The following is an 18,528-nucleotide window of genomic DNA, read 5'->3' as shown; positions in this document are numbered from 1 at the left end:
AAGCTCCGTCCTTTATTGGTACTTTAAATAGCACTCATAACAGGTCTTTTCAATTGGTCCGTCCAACTGGATTCAGATTTCGAAATTGAGCCATTCGCCGCAAAAAGCAATCCGGGCGGCGTTTCTCCGACTTGCTTTTGGCCCCTGTCCGATGCCTCCTGTAGTCATCAGGAGCATAGGCATGAAAACCATCACCGATTTCCCCCGCACCGTTCTCGAATTTCCCGATATGGGCATCGTCATGCCCGATGGCTGCCGGTTGTCGGCGCGGGTGTGGATGCCGGACGATGCCGATCAGGACCCGGTGCCGGTGATCCTCGAGCACCTGCCCTATCGCAAGCGCGACGGCACCACGGCACGGGACGATCTCACTCACCCCTACTTTGCCGGCCATGGCTATGCCTGCATCCGCGTCGACATGCGCGGCAATGGCGATTCCGAAGGGCTGATGGACGACGAATATTCGGAGCAGGAATTGCAGGATGCGGTGAATGTCATCACCTGGGCAGCAGGCCAGCCCTGGTGCAACGGCAATGTCGGCATGATGGGCATTTCCTGGGGCGGGTTCAATTCGCTCCAGGTCGCAGCCAAGCAGCCGGAGGCGCTGAAGGCGATCATCACGCTCTGCTCCACCGACGACCGCTATGCCGACGACATCCACTACAAGGGCGGCCTGCTGCTCAACGAGAATCTCGGCTGGGGCTCGACCATGCTGTCCTATTCCTCGCGCTCGCCCGACCCTGCGCTAGTTGGCGACAAATGGCGGGATATGTGGCTGGCGCGTCTTGAGAACGAGCCCTTCCTGCCTGCCGATTGGCTCAGGCATCAGCGCCGCGACGCCTATTGGAAGCGCGGCTCTGTCTGCGAGGATTTTTCGAAGATCAAGGCGGCGACACTGGCTGTCGGCGGTTGGGGCGACGCTTACAAGAACGCCGTCGCGCGGATCGTCGAAGGTGTGCAGGCGCCGGCCAAGGGGCTGATCGGCCCGTGGATCCACAAATATCCGCATTTTGCCGTGCCCAAGCCGGCAATCGGCTTCCTGCAGGAAGCGCTGCGCTGGTGGGACCATTGGCTGAAAGGCATCGACACCGGCGTCGAGAACGACCCGGCGATGCGGCTCTATGTCATGGATTCGGTGCCGCCGCGCGACTGGTATGAGGAACGTCCCGGCCGCTGGATCGCCGAGAAGAACTGGCCCTCGCAAGACATCAAGCCGAAACGCCTGCATCTGGCGGCTGACAGCAAGCTCGCCGACACCGCCAAAGCGCTCGGCAGCGTGAAAGTCGCCACGCCGCAGGATTGCGGCATGGCCGGCGGCGAATATTGCGCGATCTGGCTTGGTCCGGAACTTCCCGGCGACCAGCGCGAGGACGACGAGAAATCGATCTGCTTCGACGGGCCGCCGCTGGAAGCCGCGATGGATATCGTCGGCGCCCCGGTCATCCGCCTCAGGCTCGTGGCCGATCACGAACGGGCCATGGTCGCGGTTCGTCTCTGCGACGTTCAGCCGGACGGCTCGTCCACGCGCATCACATACAGCGTGCTGAACCTCACCCACCGCGACAGCCACGAGTTCCCCAAAGCCATGCCGCCCGGCGAGGCGGTGGAGATCACGCTTCAGCTTGACGACATCGCCTACAGCGTCGCCAAGGGCCACCGGCTTCGGGTCGCCGTTTCGTCCACCTACTGGCCGCTGGTCTGGCCTTCGCCCAGGCCCGTTACGCTGACGCTTGAACAAGGTGCGATCGATCTTCCGTTGCGCCCGTCCGGCAGCGGCGATGAGGTCACTTTCGCGGAACCCGAGGGCGCCACGCCCTGGCAGGTTGAAACGCTGCGCAAAAGCGCCAACAGCCGCAAGGTCGATCGCGATCCGGCGACCGGCAAGGTCTCGCTGGTCATCGTCGATGATTTCGGCGAAATCCGCGACAAGGACCACGGCCTGGTGAATGGCGGTGTCGCGCGCGAATGGTGGACCATCGATCCCGCCGATCCACTGTCGGCTTTCGGCAAGACGCACTGGACATCGACCCTGTCGCGAAATGAATGGTCGCTGCGCACCGAGACTTTTTCGGAGATGCGCTCCGACGCGAAAAACTTTTATCTCACCGGCAGGATCGAAGCCTACGAGGGAGACGAACTAGTGTTCGAGCGCGACTTCAAGGAGGAGATTCCGCGCGACCACATTTGACGAATGAAACGCATTGGTCTAAATACGACATTCTATTTGCGTCATTTCATGTCTCGACCGGCATCGTTAGATGCCGGTTCTGCATTCAGTATTTCTGCTGTTCGAAAGAGAAAATCGACGCCCGCCAAACCACCGGACCGGGGAGAAATCGATGTCGAACGATTACGCCTATTCAGGCCTTTTTCCAGTTATCGCCTTCTAGGCCTTCGCTGCGGAGCGGGATATTTCCCGCTCATCGGCCGGGACCGCCGAGAACTGCCGGCGTTGGTCCACCATCACGCATCATTTACGCCACGTCATGTCGCAAACTGCCTTGCGCGCGGCGCGATGTTGCGAGCAATATTCCCTCAACAAGAAATCAAGACCGATAACGGTCACCTAACAGAGTGAGGAACCTCTATATGTCGAATGAACTCGAATTCCTGAGCCATCGTGTAGCCGTCGGCAAATTGAGCCGGCGTGATTTTCTCGGCCGCGCCGCGGCTCTCGGCGTTACCGCCACTTTCGCCAATTCGCTGCTCGGCACAGCCGCCTTCGCCGCTGGCCCGCAGAAGGGCGGCGTCCTCAAGGCCGGCATGGTCGGCGGCGCTGCCACCGACAGCCTCGACCCGGCTTCATGGTCGAGCCAGGTGCCTTATTTCTTCGGCCGGCAGTGGGGCGAGCAGCTCGTCCAGCTTACCGCCGATGGCGAAGTCAAGCCCGCGCTGGCCGAGGAATGGGGCGCATCGGACGATGCCAAGGTCTGGACCTTCAAGATCCGCAAGGGCGTGCAGTTCCACAACGGCAAGGAAATGACCCCGGCCGACGTGCTGGCGACGATGGAGCGGCATTCCGACGAGAAGTCGAAATCCGGCGCGCTCGGCATCATGGGCGGCATCGACACGATCAAGGTCGACGGCCAGAACGTTGTCTTCACGCTCAAGGAAGCCAACGCCGATCTGCCCTACCTGCTCGATGATTATCACTTGATGATCCAGCCGAATGGCGGCAAGGACAAGCCGGACGAAGGCATTGGTACCGGCCCCTACAAGGTCACCGTCAATGAGGCCGGCGTGCGTCTCGGCGGCGAGAAGTTTGCCAATTACTGGCGCGACGATCGCGGCTTTGCCGACCAGATCGAGATCATCATCATCAATGACGCGACCGCCCGCACCTCCGCCCTTCAGGGCGGCCAGGTCGACATGATCAACCGCGTCGAGCCCAAGATCGTCGAACTCATCAAGCGCGTTCCCGGCGTCACCATCCAGAACGTCGCCGGGCGCGGCCACTATGTGTTCATCGCCCACTGCAACACCGCGCCCTTCGACAACAACGATCTGCGGCTGGCGCTGAAATTCGCGCTCGACCGCGAGGAGATGCTGCAGAAGATCCTGATGGGCTACGGCTCCATCGGCAACGACACGCCGATCAACAAGGCCTATCCGCTGTTCGCCGAGATCGAGCAGCGCAAGTTCGATCCGGAAAAGGCTGCCTTCCACTACAAGAAGTCCGGCCACTCCGGCACGGTGCTGATGCGCACTTCCGACGTTGCCTTCCCCGGCGCCGTGGACGCAGCCCAGCTTTACCAGCAGAGCGCTGCCAAGGCCGGCATCACCATCGAGGTAAAGCGCGAGCCGGGCGACGGCTATTGGTCGGAAGTCTGGAACAAGCAGCCCTTCTCGGCCTCCTACTGGGGCGGGCGCCCGACGCAGGACCAGATGTACACCACCGCCTATTATTCCAAGGCGGACTGGAACGACACGCGTTTCATGCGCGAGGACTTCGACAAGCTGCTGTTCCAGGCACGCTCGGAACTCGACAAGGAAAAGCGCACCGCCATCTACAAGTCGATGGGCGAGATGGTGCGCGACGAGGGCGGCGTCATCACGCCGATGTTCAACGACTTCATCGACGCCACCAGCGCCAAGGTCGGAGGGTGGTCGCCCGATGGCAACCAGGAAATGATGGGCGGCTACGCACTGTCCAAGTGCTGGGTCCAGGCCTGAGTTCGGCCTTGTCCAGATGGCTCCCATCCTGAAACTGATAGCCCAGCGCCTGGCGCTGGGCGTGCTCCTGCTTCTGGCCGTTTCGGTCCTGATCTTCGCCGGCACGCAAATCCTGCCCGGCGACGTCGCACAATCCATCCTCGGCCAGTCGGCGACGCCGCAGGCGCTTGCAAACCTGCGCGAGGCCATGGGCCTCAACGATCCCGCCTATGTCCGCTATTTCAAGTGGCTCGGCGGCGTGCTGACCGGCGATCTCGGCACCGCTCTGTCGAGCGGCCAGGACATTGCGACGTCGATCAAGGGCCGGTTGTGGAACACGCTGTTCCTGGCCTTCTGGGCAGCCATCGTCTCGGTACCGCTGGCGATCATTCTCGGCCTGCTCGCCGTGCGCTACCGCAACGGCTTCGTCGACAAGCTCATATCCGGCCTTGCGCTAGCCTCGACTTCGCTGCCGGAATTCCTCATCGGCTATGTGCTGGTCTTTTTTTTCGCCGTGAAGCTGCAATGGTTCCCCGGCATTTCAACCGTCTATGAAGGCATGCCCTTCGGCCAGCGCATGCAGGCGATCGCCCTGCCCGCTACCGCGCTGACGCTGGTGGTGCTGGCGCATATGATGCGCATGACGCGCGCCGCCATCCTCAACGTCATGCAGTCGGCCTATGTCGAAACCGCCGAACTGAAAGGCTTGTCGGCCTTCAACGTCATCCGCAAGCACGCATTTCCCAATGCGATCGCGCCGATCATCAACGTCGTCATGCTCAACCTCGCCTTCCTCATCGTCGGCGTGGTCGTGGTGGAGGTCATCTTCGTCTATCCCGGCATGGGCCAGTATCTCGTCGACCATGTCGCCAAGCGCGACGTGCCGGTGGTGCAGGCGGTCGGGCTGATCTTCGCCGCCGTCTATATCGGCCTCAACATCATCGCGGACATAGCGGCGATCATCGCCAATCCGCGCCTCCGGCATCCGAAGTGAGGGCGCGCAGCTATGCTTAGTCTGACAAGAATCCCCCTCGGCGCCGTGATCGGCCTGATCTTCACGACGCTCTTCCTCCTTACCGCCATCTTCGCGCCGCTCATCGCGCCTTACGGGCTCGGCGAAATCGTCGGCCAGGTCTGGGAGCCATCGTCGGCGAACTTCCTGCTCGGCACCGACAATCTCGGCCGTGACCTGCTCTCACGCATGATCTATGGCGCAAGAACGACGATCTTCATCGCGGTTCTCGCGACCGCGCTGTCCTTCTCGCTGGGCTCGATCCTGGGCTTCACCGCCGCCGTCGTCGGCGGTTGGTTCGACATGATCATGTCGCGCTTCGTCGATCTCCTGATGGCAATCCCGACGCTGATCTTCGCGCTCGTCGTGCTCTCGGTCCTGCCCACGAACATCTTCGTGCTGATCATGGTCATGGGCATCCTCGACTCGACCCGCGTCTACCGCCTGTCGCGCGCAGTGGCCGTCGACATCAACGTCATGGATTTCGTCGAGGCGGCAAAGCTGCGCGGCGAAGGCCGCCGCTGGATCATCTTCCGCGAGATCCTGCCGAACGCGCTGTCGCCGCTGGTATCGGAACTCGGCCTGCGCTTCATCTACTCGGTGCTACTGTTGTCGGCCCTGTCCTTCCTCGGCCTCGGCGTCCAACCGCCGGCAGCTGACTGGGGCGGCATGGTCAAGGAAAACAAGGACGGCATCGTCTTCGGCATTCCGGCAGCGCTTATCCCCGCCGCCGCGATCGCAGCGCTTGCCATTTCCGTCAATCTCGTCGCCGACTGGGTGCTCAACCGCACGACCGATCTCAAGGGAGGCCGCGGCAATGGCTAATCTGGCGACCCCGAGCGACAATCTGCTCGACATCCGCAACCTGCGCATCGAGGCCAAGGTCTACCCGCCCGGCGAAGAGCCGCGCAACATCACGCTGGTGCATGACGTGTCGCTGACCCTGAAGAAAGGCAAGGTGCTCGGCCTGATCGGCGAATCCGGCGCCGGCAAATCGACCATCGGCCTGTCGTCGCTCGGCTATGGCCGCGGCGGTGTCAGGATCACCGGCGGGCAGGTCTTCATCAATGGCCGCGATATCCTCACCAGCGGAAAGAGCGGCATCCGCAAGCTGCGCGGCCGCGAGGTCTGCTATGTCGCGCAATCGGCCGCTGCCGCCTTCAACCCGGCCCACCGGCTGATGGACCAGGTCGTCGAGGCATCCCTCCTGCATGGCACAGGCACCCGCGCCCAGGCCGAAAAGCGCGCTGTGGCGCTGTTCAAGAAGCTTAGCCTGCCGGACCCCGAGAACATCGGCAAGCGCTTCCCGCATCAGGTCTCCGGCGGCCAGCTCCAGCGCGTCATGACCGCGATGGCGCTGTGTTCGGAACCCGACCTGATCGTCTTCGACGAGCCGACGACCGCGCTCGACGTGACCACGCAGATCGACGTTCTGGCGGCAATCAAGGATGCCATCCGCGATACCGGTGTCGCCGCGCTCTACATCACCCACGACCTCGCCGTGGTGGCGCAGGTGTCGGACGAGATCATGGTGCTGCGCCATGGCCGGCTGGTCGAATGGGGCGGCACGCGCCAGATCATCAAGGAACCGCGCCAGGAATACACCAACCAGCTCGTTTCGGTTCACGAGATCACCCACGAGGAGCAGAAGCCCGGCACCACGCCGTTCCTGTCGGTGAAGAATGTCACGGCCGCCTATGGCGGTGGCGCGGTGAAGGTGCTGAAAAACGTCTCCGTCGACATTTATCCCGGCCAGACGCTCGCCGTCGTCGGCGAATCCGGCTCCGGCAAGTCGACGCTGGCGCGTGCTGTCACCGGCCTTTTGCCGCCGCTTGAAGGCAACGTCACCTTCGCCGGAAGGCCGCTGGCAAACCGCCTCGCCGACCGCACCAAGGACGATCTGCGCCAGCTCCAGATGATCTACCAGATGGCCGACGTAGCAATGAACCCGCGCCAGACCGTCGGCACCATCATCGGCCGGCCGCTCGAGTTCTATTTCGGCATGCGCGGCAAGCAGCGCGACGCGCGCGTGGCCGAACTCCTCGACAAGATCGAGATGGGCAAGGGCTTCATCGACCGCTACCCGGCAGAGCTTTCGGGCGGGCAGAAGCAGCGCGTCTGCATTGCCCGCGCGCTCGCCGCCAAGCCCAAGCTCATCATCTGCGACGAGGTGACCTCGGCGCTCGATCCGCTGGTCGCTCACGGCATCCTTGAGCTGCTTCTGGAACTGCAGAAGGAAGAGCAGGTCGCCTATCTCTTCATCACCCACGATCTCGCAACGGTGAAGTCGATCGCCGATTCCATCGCCGTCATGTATCGCGGCGAGGTCGTTCGCTATGGGTCGAAAAGCGAAGTGCTGAAGCCACCCTTCGACGCCTATACCGAGCTGCTGCTTTCATCGGTTCCAGAAATGGAAATCGGCTGGCTCGAAAAGGCGATCAAGGGCCGGCGCATGGAGAGCGCGGGGAACTGACGGGCCTGCGTTTAACCTGCAGCGTCGACCTGCTCGACGTTCAAGAACCCCTCTCCGCCTCGCTGCGCTCGGCACCTCTCCCCGCTTTGCGGTGCGAGGAAAGGTGGCGCGCGCAGCGCGACGGAGAGGGGGTAGCACCCCAAAAGGCTCCGCGACGCCTACCGATTAAACCAGAAAATCCCCACTCCCCGCCTTCGCGGCAGCCTGCGTAACCCCATCCAGCTCATACGCCTTGATATAGTCGATCTGCATCTCGGCCGGCGTCGCCAAGCCATCCGCCGGCGTTCCCGCCACACCGCCGACCGCCAGATTGACCAGCATGTACATCGGCCCGTGCATGTCGCTCGGCGTATCGGTGCGCGCGATCTCGACATCGTCGAAATACCAGACGATCTCCTCCTCGGTCCACAGCACGCCATAGGTGTGAAAGCCGGACGTATCCGGCACATTCACCGCCGAGGAGACAGAGGTGTGGCTTCCGGTTTCATTGGTATGCGCCGTCACATGCACCTTGCCGGGTTCCTGTCCGCGCATTTCCACCACGTCCAGTTCCGGCGGCCAGGAGCCATCCGCCGGCAGCAGCCAGAAGGCCGGCCAGGCGCCCTGGTTTTCCGGCATGTCGGCGCGCATCTCGAAATAGCCGTAGGTCTGCGAAAACGACTCGTAGGTCGTCAGCAGGCCGGACGTATAGTCGTAATTGTTGACTTCGGGCTTGATCGCATCCGGCGTCGGCGCGGCGGTGATGGTGAGAACGCCATTATCGATACTGAACGGATTGACCGACTTCGTCGGCGCGTAGTTGGTGTCGATATACCACTGCTTCTCACCATTTCCGGTGTGGGTACTGCCGTTCTCGGCACCCCACCAGAAATTCGAATCCCACGTACCGCTCTCGCCGTTCCACAGGCTGAGCGAATTGAAATCGTCGGAGAAGGACAGGCTCATCTCGGACTTGTCCAGGCTGAGCTTGAACCGCCCCGCATCGAACTGGTCGACGGTGGTGTTGGCGAAGACAAGGATCTCGTCATTGCCGAGATCGAGCGTCACATTGGCGCCCGTTTGGGTCAGGTTCGACTGGATCGCATCGAACGAGATAAAACCGTAACCGTCGAGACGCACCTGATCGTCAACACTGAAATCGAGTATCAGGTCGCTGCCATTGCCCTCCGAAATGACAAAAATATCGGCGCCGCCACCACCCTTAAGCACGTCGTTGCCAGCGCCGCCGTCGATGGTCTGGCTGCCGGATGCGCCGCTGATGATGTTGTCGCCGTCATTGCCGATCGCCGCCCGGCCATTGCCGGTCACGGTCAGATTCTCGATGTTCTCGGGAAGCCGATAGCTCATCCAGGTGTTGATCGTGTCAACACCTTCACCGGCCTTTTCGAAGGCGCTGTTACGGGCCGAATAGAGATAATAGATGTCGTCGCCCGTTCCGCCCTGCATGACGACATTGACCGAACTGTCGCCCCACATCGAATCGTTGAGCGCACTGCCGGCAAGCTGCGGGCCGGAATTCGTTGCCGAGAAATGGTTGACCGAGGAGCCGCTGTAAGGGAGGGGGACGCCCTTGGCGTTCAATACAGTGTTCATCGTCGCTTCCTGCTTCCTGGATTTATCCTCCCGAAGTCAGGCTAGCATCCGAACCATGACGGCGCGACCGGCCATCGTTAACGTTGTGCTAAATTAGGTTTATCAAAAGTTATTTGGGACCATAGAATTTTATGCAAACGCCCACTCACGCCGGCCAAGCATCGCCACCGCTTCGATGATCCGCGTGAAGCTGGCGCGGGCGCGACCAACCGTATGGCGGGCGCGCAGATAGCCGTGCACCAGTCCCGGCTCTTCATGCGAGAAGGCCTTGCCGCCCGCCGCGATCACCCGCGCGGCATAGGCCTGCCCGTCGCTCGAAAGTGGATCGCATTCGGCGGTAACGATCACCGTCGGCGGCAGATTTGAGAAATCGGCGTCAGCCAGCGGCGTGTAGGTGACGTCGCCCGAAACGTCGGCGCCGCCAGTGCGGATGTCCTTGTAGAAGGCCATATCACGCATCGTCAGCATCGGCGCTTCGGCGTGAGTCACATAGGAGCCCTTCGACTGGTCGCCACCCAAGCCCGGATAGATCAGCACCTGCCCGACCGGCCGGCGCGCATGGCCGCGCGTAGAGTGGCTGACGGCGGCGGCGAGATTGCCGCCGGCGGAATCGCCGCAAAGCAGGATCGGCTGCGTATAATTTTTGGCGACCCATTCGAACGCGACAAAAGCATCGTCGAACGCCGCCGGATGCAGATGCTCCGGCGCGAGGCGATAGTCGACCGACACGACTTCGTAGCCGGTGCGTGCGCAAAGCTCGGCGCAGACATCGTCATGGCTGTCGAGCCCGCCGAGGATAAAGCCGCCGCCATGATAATAGACCACGATGGCCTTGGGGTCGGCCGAAGCGCGATAGATGCGGACCGGGATTTCGTGCAACGGCGCAGTAAGCGTGCGGTCCTCAGCCTTTACACCATCTGGATAGCCGGCAAAGAACTCACGGCACATGCGGTCATAAATCGCGCGCTGCTGCTCGATCGTGTAGTCGATCGTATCGGGCGGATAATAGGAATTTGTCCGCTCGATAAAGGCCCAGGTCTCGGCATCAATCAGTTTTGTGTAGTCGGTCACGAGCCTTACTTGCCCTTCCACACGGGATCGCGCTTTTCGGCAAAGGCCTTGAAGCCTTCCATATTGTCTTCCGACGCGTAGAGCTCATCGACCGTGCGGAACTTGCGCTTGGTGATCCAGTTCATCGCGTCCTGGAACTCCATCGCCTCGGCCCGGCGCGCGACCTCCTTGATCGAGGCGAAGACCAGCGGCGGCCCGCCGGCGAGCAACCGTGCGACTTCCCAGACACGATCCTCCAACTTGTCGGCGGGCAGCACCTCGTTGACCAACCCCCAGCGATGCGCCTCCTGCACATCCATCCAGCGCCCAGTGAGCAGAAGGTCCATGGCGACGTGATAGGGAATGCGTTTCGGCAGCTTTATCGTCGCGGCATCGGCCAGCGTGCCAGCCTTGATTTCGGGCAGGGCAAACGAGGAATGGTCGGAGGCGTAGATGAGATCACAGGACAGCGCCAGCTCGAAGCCGCCACCCACCGCCATGCCGTTGACGCAGGCGATCACCGGCTTGTTCATGTCGCGCAACTCCTGCAGTCCGCCGAAACCGCCGACGCCATAATCGCCATCAACCGCATCGCCGCCGGCTGCCGCCTTGAGATCCCAGCCAGCGGAGAAGAATTTTTCCCCGGCGGTCTTCACGATGGCGACGCGCAGTTCGGGGTCATCGCGAAAGGCACGAAAAGTCTCGCCAAGCAGGCGCGAGGTTGCCAGGTCGATGGCGTTGGCCTTGGGCCGATCGAGCGTGACTTCGAACACTCCACCCTCGCGACGGGTTTTTACGACGTCGGACATGATTACTCTCCTGCGCTGACTGCCCCCTCCCCCTTGAGGGGAGGGTGGCTGGACAAAGTCCGTTCGGGTGAGGTCGCCGCGGCAGTGCGCGACGGCGTGGCAGTGTCTTCTGAGGTAACCCCCTCCGCCCACTGCGCGGCCACCTCCCCCTTGAGGGGCGAGGATGTGACGAGCAGCACATCGGCAATCCACGCGCCCTTGCCCTCCCCGCAGACGATGAGTGGATTGATATCGAGTTCCTCGATCGCGTCGGCCTCTTCAAGAACGAAATCCGCAATGGCAAGGATGGCGTCGATGGCCGCCGAAATATCGGACCTGGGTCTGTCGCGATAGCCGTCGAGCAGCGGGAACATCCTCAGGCCGCGCAGCGCGGTCTCTATCTCGGCGCGCGAGGCTGGCAGCAGCAGCGTCGCGCTGTCCTTCAGAAGCTCGACCAGAACACCGCCCGTGCCGACCGTCATCACTGGGCCGAAGAGTTCATCTCGGGTAACGCCGACGATCAATTCGGCGACCCCGCCCTCGACCATGCGCTCGACATAGAGGCCGGTTCCAAGCGGAAGCAGCGCCTCGCCGGCGCTGCGGACATCGTCGGCGGATTTGAGATTGAGCCTGACCGCGCCAAGCTCGCTCTTGTGGGCAACGCCAAGCGCTTTCAGGGCGACGGGGAAGCCGAGCTTTTCGGCGGCTTCAACCGCTTCGGCAACGCTCCCTGCGCGCGCGCCCTGCGGAACGGCAAGGCCGGCCTTGCGCAGCAGTGCTTTGGCCTCTGCCTCGTCGGGGGTGTTCCCCTCCCCCTTGAGGGGGTGAGGAACGCCCGGAGCCATAGCGGAGGGCCGGGCCCCGCCGGGTGGGGTCGCCGATGAAGCGCGCGACCTAGTGGCGGTGCCTTCTGAGGCTACCCCCTCCGTCCGCTTCGCGGACACCTCCCCCTCAAGGGGGGAGGGCCGCCGCCAAGCCTCTCCAATAAACGCAGCCGCCTCAGCCGCATCCATCGCTTCAACAATGCCCTGCAAGGGCACGATACCGCGCCGGAACAGTTCCGCGGCATGCGCCTCGGTCAGGTTCTCGAGCATCGAAGCAACGACCGCGCCACGCGCATTGTTAGACTTCAACGCGGCCTCGAAGGCCCGCACCGTCGGCCACCAGTCGGCATCCGAGCAACGATCGTTGCGCGGGAAATCCAGCACCAGCATGTTGAGGTCGAAACCGCCCGACACCATGGCGGTGAAGGTCGCCGTCATCGCCGGCTCATCGTTCCAGATGAAGGTGTGATAGTCGAGCGGGTTGGCCACCGCTACGAAGGAGCCGAGCGTCGATTTCACACGCGCCCAGTGCTCTTCGCCCAATGCCGGGAAGCGCACCTTGCGGCCCTCGGCGCTGTCGGCCATCACCGACGCCTCGCCGCCCGAACAGCTCATGGATGACAGCGTGCCGCCCGCAAGCGGCCCGAATGCGTGCAGCAGCTTCAGCGTCTCGAGGAAGGACGGGATCGAATTGACCCGTGCAATGCCGAGGCGTTTCAGGAAGGCGTCGGACGCAGCGTCCGATCCCGCGAGCGAGGCCGTATGCGAAATGGTCGCTGCCCGCGCCTGTTCGGAACGCCCGACCTTCATGGCAACTATCGGCTTTTTCAGTTCTCGCGCCCGCGCGGCAAGGCGTTCGAACCCATCGACCTTGTCGAAGCCTTCGATATGGAGGCCGAGGCAGGAAACGCGCTCATCCTCGATCAGGCCGAGCGCCATTTCGGACAAGCCCGTCTGCGCCTGGTTGCCCGCCGTCATCAGGAAGGCGATCGGCAGGCCGCGCTGCTGCATGGTCAGGTTGCAGGCGATGTTGGACGACTGCGTGATGATTGCAGCACCCCGGGTGCCCGGCTCCAGGCGCTGCCCGCCATGCTGGTCCGGCCACAGAAGCGCGCCGTCGGCATAGTTGATCAGGCCATAACAGTTCGGCCCGATGACGGGCATGGTACCTGCTGCCTCGATCAGTTCGGCCTGAAGCCGTTCGCCGTCCTCATCGTCGGCGCCTGCCTCGAGAAAGCCGGCGGCAAAGCAGATCGCGCCGCCTGCGCCGAGCTGCGCAAGCTCGCGCACGATGTCTATCGTGGCGAAGCGGTTGACGCCGATGAACACCGCGTCCGGAGCGCCCGGCAGGTCGCTGACGGAGCGATAGGCTTTTACACCCGCGACCTCGTCCCGCTTCGGATGGACGGGCCAGACATCACCGGCAAAGCCCATCTTGAGCGACTGCCTCACGACATTGGGAGCAAACGCTCCACCACCGATCACGGCGATGGATTTGGGACGAAGGAGACGTTCGAGACGCAGCATGGTTACCCGCCGACTGCGCGCAGAAGCGCTCGCGAAATGATATGCCGCTGAATCTCGGACGTGCCTTCCCAGATGCGTTCGACGCGGGCGTCGCGCCAGATGCGCTCCAGCGGCAGGTCGTCCATCAGGCCCATGCCGCCGTGGATCTGGATCGCCTCATCGGCGACGAAAGCAAGAACCTCCGTCGCCTTGAGCTTGGCCATCGCCATATCCTGATCCGTGACGGTGCCCTGGTCGTATTTCCAGCCAGCTTCGAACACCATCAGGTCGGCCGCCTTCAGCTCGGTCGCCATGTCGGCGAGCTTGAACGACACACCCTGGAACTTGCCGATCTGCTGGCCGAACTGTTCGCGCTGGGCGGCATATTCGATGGCATGCTGCAAAGCCCGTTCCGCCCGGCCGAGGCAGGTCGCGCCGACTTGCAGGCGGGTCGCGCCAAGCCAGCTATTGGCGACCTCGAAGCCTTTATGGACTTCGCCCAGAACCTGCTCCTTGGGCAGGCGGCAGTCGTCGAACTCCAGCACCGAATTGGTGTAGCCGCGATGCGAGACATTGCGGTAGCCGTCGCGCACGGTGAAACCCTTGGTGCCCTTGTCGACGAAGAAGGCGGTAATCTTCTTGCGCTTGCCGCGGGAAGAATCTTCCTCGCCGGAAGCCATGAAGACGATGGCGAAATCGGCAATGTCAGCGTGGCTGATGAAATGTTTGGTGCCATTGAGCACCCAATCGTCGTCGTCCTGCACGGCGGTTGCCTTCATGCCGCGCAGGTCGGAGCCCGCGCCCGGCTCGGTCATGGCGAGGCAGTCGGATTTTTCGCCGCGAATGCAGGGAAACAGATATTTCTCGCGCTGCTCGGGCGTGCCGGCGAGCAGGATGTTGGAAGGCCGCGCCACGCAGGTCCAGTGCAGCGCATAGTTGGCGCGGCCAAGCTCCTTTTCGTAGAGCAGCCATGTCACCGTATCGAGCCCCGCCCCGCCAACATCGGCCGGCATGTTGGCGGCGTAAAGCCCGGCTTCGATCGCCTTGGCCTTCAACGCCTCGATCAGGTCGCGGCGCAAATGGCCGGTGCGCTCCACCTCCGCTTCATGCGGATAGAGCTCGTTTTCGACAAAGGCCCTCGTCGTGTCGACGATCAGGCGCTGCTCTTCGGAAAGGCCGAAATCCATGGCTTAGCCCTTCTTCTTTTTCTTCGGCTTCTCGGCCTTGGCTTTCACCGCTTTGGTTGCCTTGGCCTTTTCTGCCGATTTCGACGCCTTGGGCTTCTTGGCCGCAAGCTTGGCTAGCTGCTTTGTGTAGTCGTTGTGCAACTCCCCGGCGCCCCAGCCCTTGCCCTTGTTCTGCTTCGAAAGGGCTTCCATGATGGCGACGAGATTGTCGTCGCGGATCTTTTCGAGTTCGCGGATCGACCATTTGTCGGACTGGTCGTCCGACTGCGTGGCGATGAGGTCGACCAGTTCGTCGTTGAATTCCGGCACATCCATCAGCTTCGTCCACGGCCATTTCAGGCAGGGGCCGAACTGGGCCATGAAGTGGCGCATGCCGGCCTCGCCGCCGGCAACGCGGTAGACCTGGAACATGCCCATCTGCGCCCATCGCAAGCCGAAGGAATAGCGCATGATGTCGTCGAGTTCCTCGACCGTGCAGATGCCGTCCTTGATCAGCCACAGCGCTTCGCGCCAGGCCGCTTCGAGCAGGCGATCGCCAACGAAAGCCTCGATCTCCTTGCGGATCACCACCGGCTTCATGCCGATCGAGGCGTAGATTTCCTTGGCGACCTCGATGGCTTCCGGAAAAGTCTGTTCGCCACCGACGATCTCGACCAATGGCAGGAGATAGACCGGGTTGAACGGGTGACCGACGACCAGCCGCTCCGGGTGCTTTTTCATCGCCACCTGCATGTCGGTGGGCTTGATGCCGGAGGTGGACGAGCCGACGATGGCGTTGGCCGGCGCGTGCAGGTCGATTTCGGCCAGCACGCGATGCTTCAGGTCGAGCCTTTCCGGCACGCTTTCCTGGATGAAATCGACGTCGTGCACGGCCTCCGCGATGGTCTTGGCAAAGGTCAGCTTGCCTTCCTTGGGCAGGCCACCGGGCACCATCTGTTTATAAGCGCGGCGCGCGCCCTTCATCACTTCGCTGACCTTGCGCGAAGCCTCCGGGTCGGGATCGTAGATCGAAACGTCGATGCCGTTCAGAAGCAGGCGGGCGACCCAGCCGGCGCCGATGACCCCGCCACCGATGGCGGCGGCCTTGCTGACAATGCTCATGCGGATGCTCCGGCTTTCTGGCTGATGGGTGCGCGCTTGGTCAGGTTCAGCTTCTTGCGCACTTCCTCCGGCCCGATGATGCGCGCACCCATGTTGGAAACGACCGTGACGGCTCGCTCGACCAGCTGCGCATTGGTTGCGAGCACGCCCTTGTCGAGCCAGAGATTGTCCTCAAGCCCGACGCGGACATTGCCGCCGGCAAGCACGGCAGCGGCGGCATAGGCCATCTGGTTTCGCCCGATGGAAAAGGCCGACCAGTTCCACGTCGACGGGACGTTATTGACCATGGCCATGAAGGTGTTGAGGTCGTCCGGCGCGCCCCACGGCACGCCCATGCACAATTGCACGAGTGCGTCCGGCTTCAGAACGCCTTCCTTCACCAATTCCTTGGCAAGCCAGAGATGCCCGGTGTCGAACGCTTCGATCTCCGGCTTGACGCCCATCGCCGTCATCATGCTGCCCATGGCGCGCAGCATGCCGGGAGTGTTGGTCATGACATAATCGGCTTCGGCGAAATTCATGGTGCCGCAGTCGAGCGTGCAGATCTCCGGCAGGCACTGGCGCACATGCTCGACACGCTCGCTGGCGCCGGCCATGTCGGTGCCCTGCGTCTTCAGCGGCAGCGGCTGCTCGGTCGAGCCGAACACCATGTCGCCGCCCATGCCGGCGGTGAGGTTCAGCACGACATCGACATTGGCATCCCGAATGCGCTCGGTGACCTCGCGGTAGAGGTGAACGTCGCGGCGCGGCTTGCCGGTTTCGGGGTCACGCACATGGCAATGGACGATCGCGGCTCCAGCCTTTGCCGCGTCGATCGCCGAATCGGCGATCTGCTTGGGAGAGCGCGGCACATGCGGGCTGCGGTCCTGCGAGCCGCCGGACCCGGTCACGGCACAGGTAATGAAAACCTCGCGGTTCATCTCAAGCGGCATCGAACTCTCTCCCAATCGAAACAGGCGACAACAATGCCTGACTTGCCGGAAACTGCTTTGCACTTTACGAAGTATGATTGATGAAAAGCGAAAAGCCCTCGATCTTTCTGCCGGACCGTTCAGCCCTCAAGGTGACGCTTCTGGTTTTCTCCGGTTCGTCCATCATGTGCGTGGCCTCGGCAATCGACCCGCTGCGCGCTGCCAACCGCGTTTCGGGCGAAACGCTTTTCGACTGGAAGATCGTATCGATCGACGGAGAAGCACCCATCACCACATCCGGTCTCCCCGTTGCAGTCAGCAGCCGCTTCGATGCCAATGAAAAAACCGATGTGCTGGCAATCGTCGGCGGCTTCGGCACCAAGACGCAAGGCACACCCGCCCTCCTGGCCGCGTTGCGACGCACCGCGCGGTCGGCGCAGGCCATCGGCGGCATCGAAGCCGGCACATGGCTTGTCGCGCGGGCGGGATTGCTGGAAGGCCGCGCCGCAACCACGCATTGGGAAGACATGGAGGATTTCGCGCAAGCCTTCCCCGGCGTCGACGTGCGGCCGGACCGCTACGTCATCGACGGCCCGGTCTTCACCAGCGGCGGCGCATCACCCACCTTCGACCTGATGCTGCACCTCATCCGCTCGCGCCTCGGCATGGCGGTGGCGCTCGATGTGGCGAGTGTCTTCATCTACGATCAGGCGCGCGCCGCAACGGATGCGCAGCCGCTCGTCTCGCTCGGCCGGCTCGACGGCTATGACCCACGCCTCGCCCAGGCGATCCGCCTGATGGAGGCGCATATCGACCAGCCATTGACGGTCGCGGCCATCGCCAGACGCGCCGGCGTAACGCCGCGTACGCTGGAGAGCATTTTCCGCAAGTCGATCGGCGAGACGCCGGGTGCCTATTATCTCAGGCTGCGCCTCGCCGCGGCGCGCCGGCTGGTCGCCGACACGCAGGTTTCCATGGCGGACATCGCCACGCGCACCGGCTTCTCATCGCCGGCGGCATTTTCCAGAAGTTTCTCGCATGCATTTGGGGAAGCGCCGGTCAAAGTGAGGCGGCGCTAGACGGAGCGGTCAGGCCGCGTTGCGCTGGTCCTTGCCGATGAGCGAACGCAGCTGATTTGCCAGAACCGCCTCGAGCCGGCTGTTGACAGCGCGGTCCCATTCGTTCGTCTGCTCGCCGGTGGAAACCTGGGCGGGCAAGGCAAACAGGCCATCGACGATCGAGCTGCCTTCGCGGCGCGAAAGCAGTATTTCAATCTGGTTTTCAGGTTCGGAGTTCATCTCGACTGTCCTCCTATAAGGCTACTCTGAAGCCACTATATAGGAAGCAGGTGACGGCTTCTTGAAGGCAGGAGAGGGGTCATCATGAGGCAAATTCGGTCACACTTTGTTGCGCTGACACCCTGCCGCGAAACACAAATTTGAACCGCGCAATCAGGCGAATTGCTTGACAAACAGGACCGTGGTGAAGCCGCTGTCCCACTCATCGTCGGGATAGCGGCCCTTCTCCTCATATCCGCGCGCCTTGTAAACGGCCTGAGCCTGCTCGTTGAACGTGTCCGTCTCCAGTCGGGCCTGCGGGAAACCGGCGCTGCGGATCATCGCCTCCGCGTGATCGAGAAGGTTGCGGCCGACACCACGCCCCTGATATTGCGTGGAAACGTGCAAGGCTTCGATGAAATCGTCTTGCCAATGCACCAGCCCGGCAAGCTTTCCGTCTATCTCGGCGACGGCGAAGTCCTGCCCGTGTTCATCCACATAGTGGCCGCCAATATCCGAGTGGACATAGCGCTCTGCCGATGCGGGCGTTATATGCGGCAGCCAGGTATTCTCGAACGTATCGCGCAGGATTTCCTTCAGCGCGACAGTATCGCCTGCCCGCGCGCGGCGCACATTTATCCGACCATCACTCAT

At 62.6% G+C, this 18,528-nt stretch carries 15 protein-coding genes; 6 read left to right on the top strand and 9 right to left on the bottom strand.

The annotated features are described in order from the left end of the window. The first annotated feature begins 181 nt into the window (after nt 1-181). From G6N74_RS23180 to G6N74_RS23160, 5 genes are all read left to right on the top strand, one after another. Nucleotides 182-2,188, top strand: coding sequence for a CocE/NonD family hydrolase (locus G6N74_RS23180; RefSeq protein ID WP_165120377.1), 2,007 nt, complete (start codon nt 182-184; stop codon nt 2,186-2,188). Nucleotides 2,189-2,589: 401 nt separating this feature from the next. Further along, nucleotides 2,590-4,173, top strand: a complete 1,584-nt coding sequence (locus G6N74_RS23175; protein WP_165120376.1) for an ABC transporter substrate-binding protein — start codon at nt 2,590-2,592, stop codon at nt 4,171-4,173. Between the two features lie 16 nt (nt 4,174-4,189). Continuing rightward, the gene (locus G6N74_RS23170) at nt 4,190-5,146 is read left to right on the top strand and encodes an ABC transporter permease (RefSeq protein ID WP_165120375.1); all 957 of its coding nucleotides are present in this window, start codon (nt 4,190-4,192) and stop codon (nt 5,144-5,146) included. Nucleotides 5,147-5,158: 12 nt separating this feature from the next. Then, nucleotides 5,159-5,989, top strand: coding sequence for an ABC transporter permease (locus G6N74_RS23165; RefSeq protein WP_165120374.1), 831 nt, complete (start codon nt 5,159-5,161; stop codon nt 5,987-5,989). After that, nucleotides 5,982-7,637: an ABC transporter ATP-binding protein gene (locus tag G6N74_RS23160; RefSeq protein WP_165120373.1), complete on the top strand. Its 1,656-nt coding sequence runs from the start codon at nt 5,982-5,984 to the stop codon at nt 7,635-7,637. The genes G6N74_RS23165 and G6N74_RS23160 overlap by 8 nt, the downstream gene beginning before the upstream one ends. A gap of 165 nt (nt 7,638-7,802) precedes the next feature. On the opposite strand, the gene eglC is transcribed toward G6N74_RS23160, so the two are convergent. From eglC to bcoG, 7 genes are all read right to left on the bottom strand, one after another. Continuing rightward, the gene (gene eglC / locus G6N74_RS23155; protein ID WP_165120372.1) at nt 7,803-9,230 is read right to left on the bottom strand and encodes an endo-1,3-1,4-beta-glycanase EglC; all 1,428 of its coding nucleotides are present in this window, start codon (nt 9,228-9,230) and stop codon (nt 7,803-7,805) included. A 129-nt stretch (nt 9,231-9,359) separates the two neighbouring features. Continuing rightward, on the bottom strand, nt 9,360-10,301 hold the full coding sequence (locus G6N74_RS23150; protein ID WP_165120371.1) for an alpha/beta hydrolase: 942 nt from the start codon (nt 10,299-10,301) through the stop codon (nt 9,360-9,362). 5 nt (nt 10,302-10,306) lie between these two features. After that, complete coding sequence (locus G6N74_RS23145; protein ID WP_165120370.1) at nt 10,307-11,089, bottom strand: carnitinyl-CoA dehydratase; 783 nt, start codon at nt 11,087-11,089, stop codon at nt 10,307-10,309. A 2-nt stretch (nt 11,090-11,091) separates the two neighbouring features. After that, entirely contained in the window at nt 11,092-13,419 is a 2,328-nt protein-coding gene (locus tag G6N74_RS23140; RefSeq protein ID WP_165120369.1) for an acetate--CoA ligase family protein, read from the bottom strand. Nucleotides 13,420-13,421: 2 nt separating this feature from the next. After that, entirely contained in the window at nt 13,422-14,585 is a 1,164-nt protein-coding gene (locus G6N74_RS23135) for an acyl-CoA dehydrogenase family protein (RefSeq protein WP_165120368.1), read from the bottom strand. A 3-nt stretch (nt 14,586-14,588) separates the two neighbouring features. Then, nucleotides 14,589-15,686 (bottom strand): carnitine 3-dehydrogenase, encoded by a 1,098-nt coding sequence (locus G6N74_RS23130; protein ID WP_165120367.1) that lies wholly within the window; start codon nt 15,684-15,686, stop codon nt 14,589-14,591. Beyond that, nucleotides 15,683-16,618 carry a 3-dehydrocarnitine:acetyl-CoA trimethylamine transferase BcoG gene (bcoG, locus tag G6N74_RS23125; protein ID WP_165120366.1) on the bottom strand — a complete coding sequence of 312 codons (936 nt, stop codon included), beginning with the start codon at nt 16,616-16,618 and terminating at the stop codon, nt 15,683-15,685. The genes G6N74_RS23130 and bcoG overlap by 4 nt, the downstream gene beginning before the upstream one ends. A gap of 77 nt (nt 16,619-16,695) precedes the next feature. Here bcoG and G6N74_RS23120 point away from each other — a divergent pair, with 77 nt between their 5' ends. Beyond that, nucleotides 16,696-17,676 carry a GlxA family transcriptional regulator gene (locus G6N74_RS23120; RefSeq protein ID WP_165120365.1) on the top strand — a complete coding sequence of 327 codons (981 nt, stop codon included), beginning with the start codon at nt 16,696-16,698 and terminating at the stop codon, nt 17,674-17,676. A 9-nt stretch (nt 17,677-17,685) separates the two neighbouring features. Here G6N74_RS23120 and G6N74_RS23115 read toward each other — a convergent pair whose 3' ends face one another. Beyond that, nucleotides 17,686-17,895, bottom strand: coding sequence for a hypothetical protein (locus tag G6N74_RS23115; protein ID WP_165120364.1), 210 nt, complete (start codon nt 17,893-17,895; stop codon nt 17,686-17,688). A gap of 153 nt (nt 17,896-18,048) precedes the next feature. Beyond that, the gene (locus G6N74_RS23110; RefSeq protein WP_165120363.1) at nt 18,049-18,528 is read right to left on the bottom strand and encodes a GNAT family N-acetyltransferase; all 480 of its coding nucleotides are present in this window, start codon (nt 18,526-18,528) and stop codon (nt 18,049-18,051) included.

The sequence above is a fragment of the Mesorhizobium zhangyense genome (assembly GCF_011045115.1).
GTDB classification, from domain to species: Bacteria; Pseudomonadota; Alphaproteobacteria; order Rhizobiales; family Rhizobiaceae; genus Mesorhizobium_M; species Mesorhizobium_M zhangyense.
Note: the sequence above shows the minus strand (reverse complement) of the source record. Positions and strands in the feature narration are given on the sequence as shown.

Bases quoted from the DNA above. Each gene is read 5' to 3' on its own strand.
- G6N74_RS23145 (WP_165120370.1), bottom strand. From the start codon at position 11,089: ATGTCCGACGTCGTAAAAACCCGTCGCGAGGGTGGAGTGTTCGAAGTC.
- G6N74_RS23180 (WP_165120377.1), top strand. From the start codon at position 182: ATGAAAACCATCACCGATTTCCCCCGCACCGTTCTCGAATTTCCCGAT.
- G6N74_RS23140 (WP_165120369.1), bottom strand. From the start codon at position 13,419: ATGCTGCGTCTCGAACGTCTCCTTCGTCCCAAATCCATCGCCGTGATC.
- G6N74_RS23135 (WP_165120368.1), bottom strand. From the start codon at position 14,585: ATGGATTTCGGCCTTTCCGAAGAGCAGCGCCTGATCGTCGACACGACG.
- eglC (WP_165120372.1), bottom strand. From the start codon at position 9,230: ATGAACACTGTATTGAACGCCAAGGGCGTCCCCCTCCCTTACAGCGGC.
- G6N74_RS23170 (WP_165120375.1), top strand. From the start codon at position 4,190: ATGGCTCCCATCCTGAAACTGATAGCCCAGCGCCTGGCGCTGGGCGTG.
- G6N74_RS23130 (WP_165120367.1), bottom strand. From the start codon at position 15,686: ATGAGCATTGTCAGCAAGGCCGCCGCCATCGGTGGCGGGGTCATCGGC.
- bcoG (WP_165120366.1), bottom strand. From the start codon at position 16,618: ATGCCGCTTGAGATGAACCGCGAGGTTTTCATTACCTGTGCCGTGACC.
- G6N74_RS23165 (WP_165120374.1), top strand. From the start codon at position 5,159: ATGCTTAGTCTGACAAGAATCCCCCTCGGCGCCGTGATCGGCCTGATC.
- G6N74_RS23115 (WP_165120364.1), bottom strand. From the start codon at position 17,895: ATGAACTCCGAACCTGAAAACCAGATTGAAATACTGCTTTCGCGCCGC.
- G6N74_RS23175 (WP_165120376.1), top strand. From the start codon at position 2,590: ATGTCGAATGAACTCGAATTCCTGAGCCATCGTGTAGCCGTCGGCAAA.
- G6N74_RS23110 (WP_165120363.1), bottom strand. From the start codon at position 18,528: ATGAGTGATGGTCGGATAAATGTGCGCCGCGCGCGGGCAGGCGATACT.
- G6N74_RS23160 (WP_165120373.1), top strand. From the start codon at position 5,982: ATGGCTAATCTGGCGACCCCGAGCGACAATCTGCTCGACATCCGCAAC.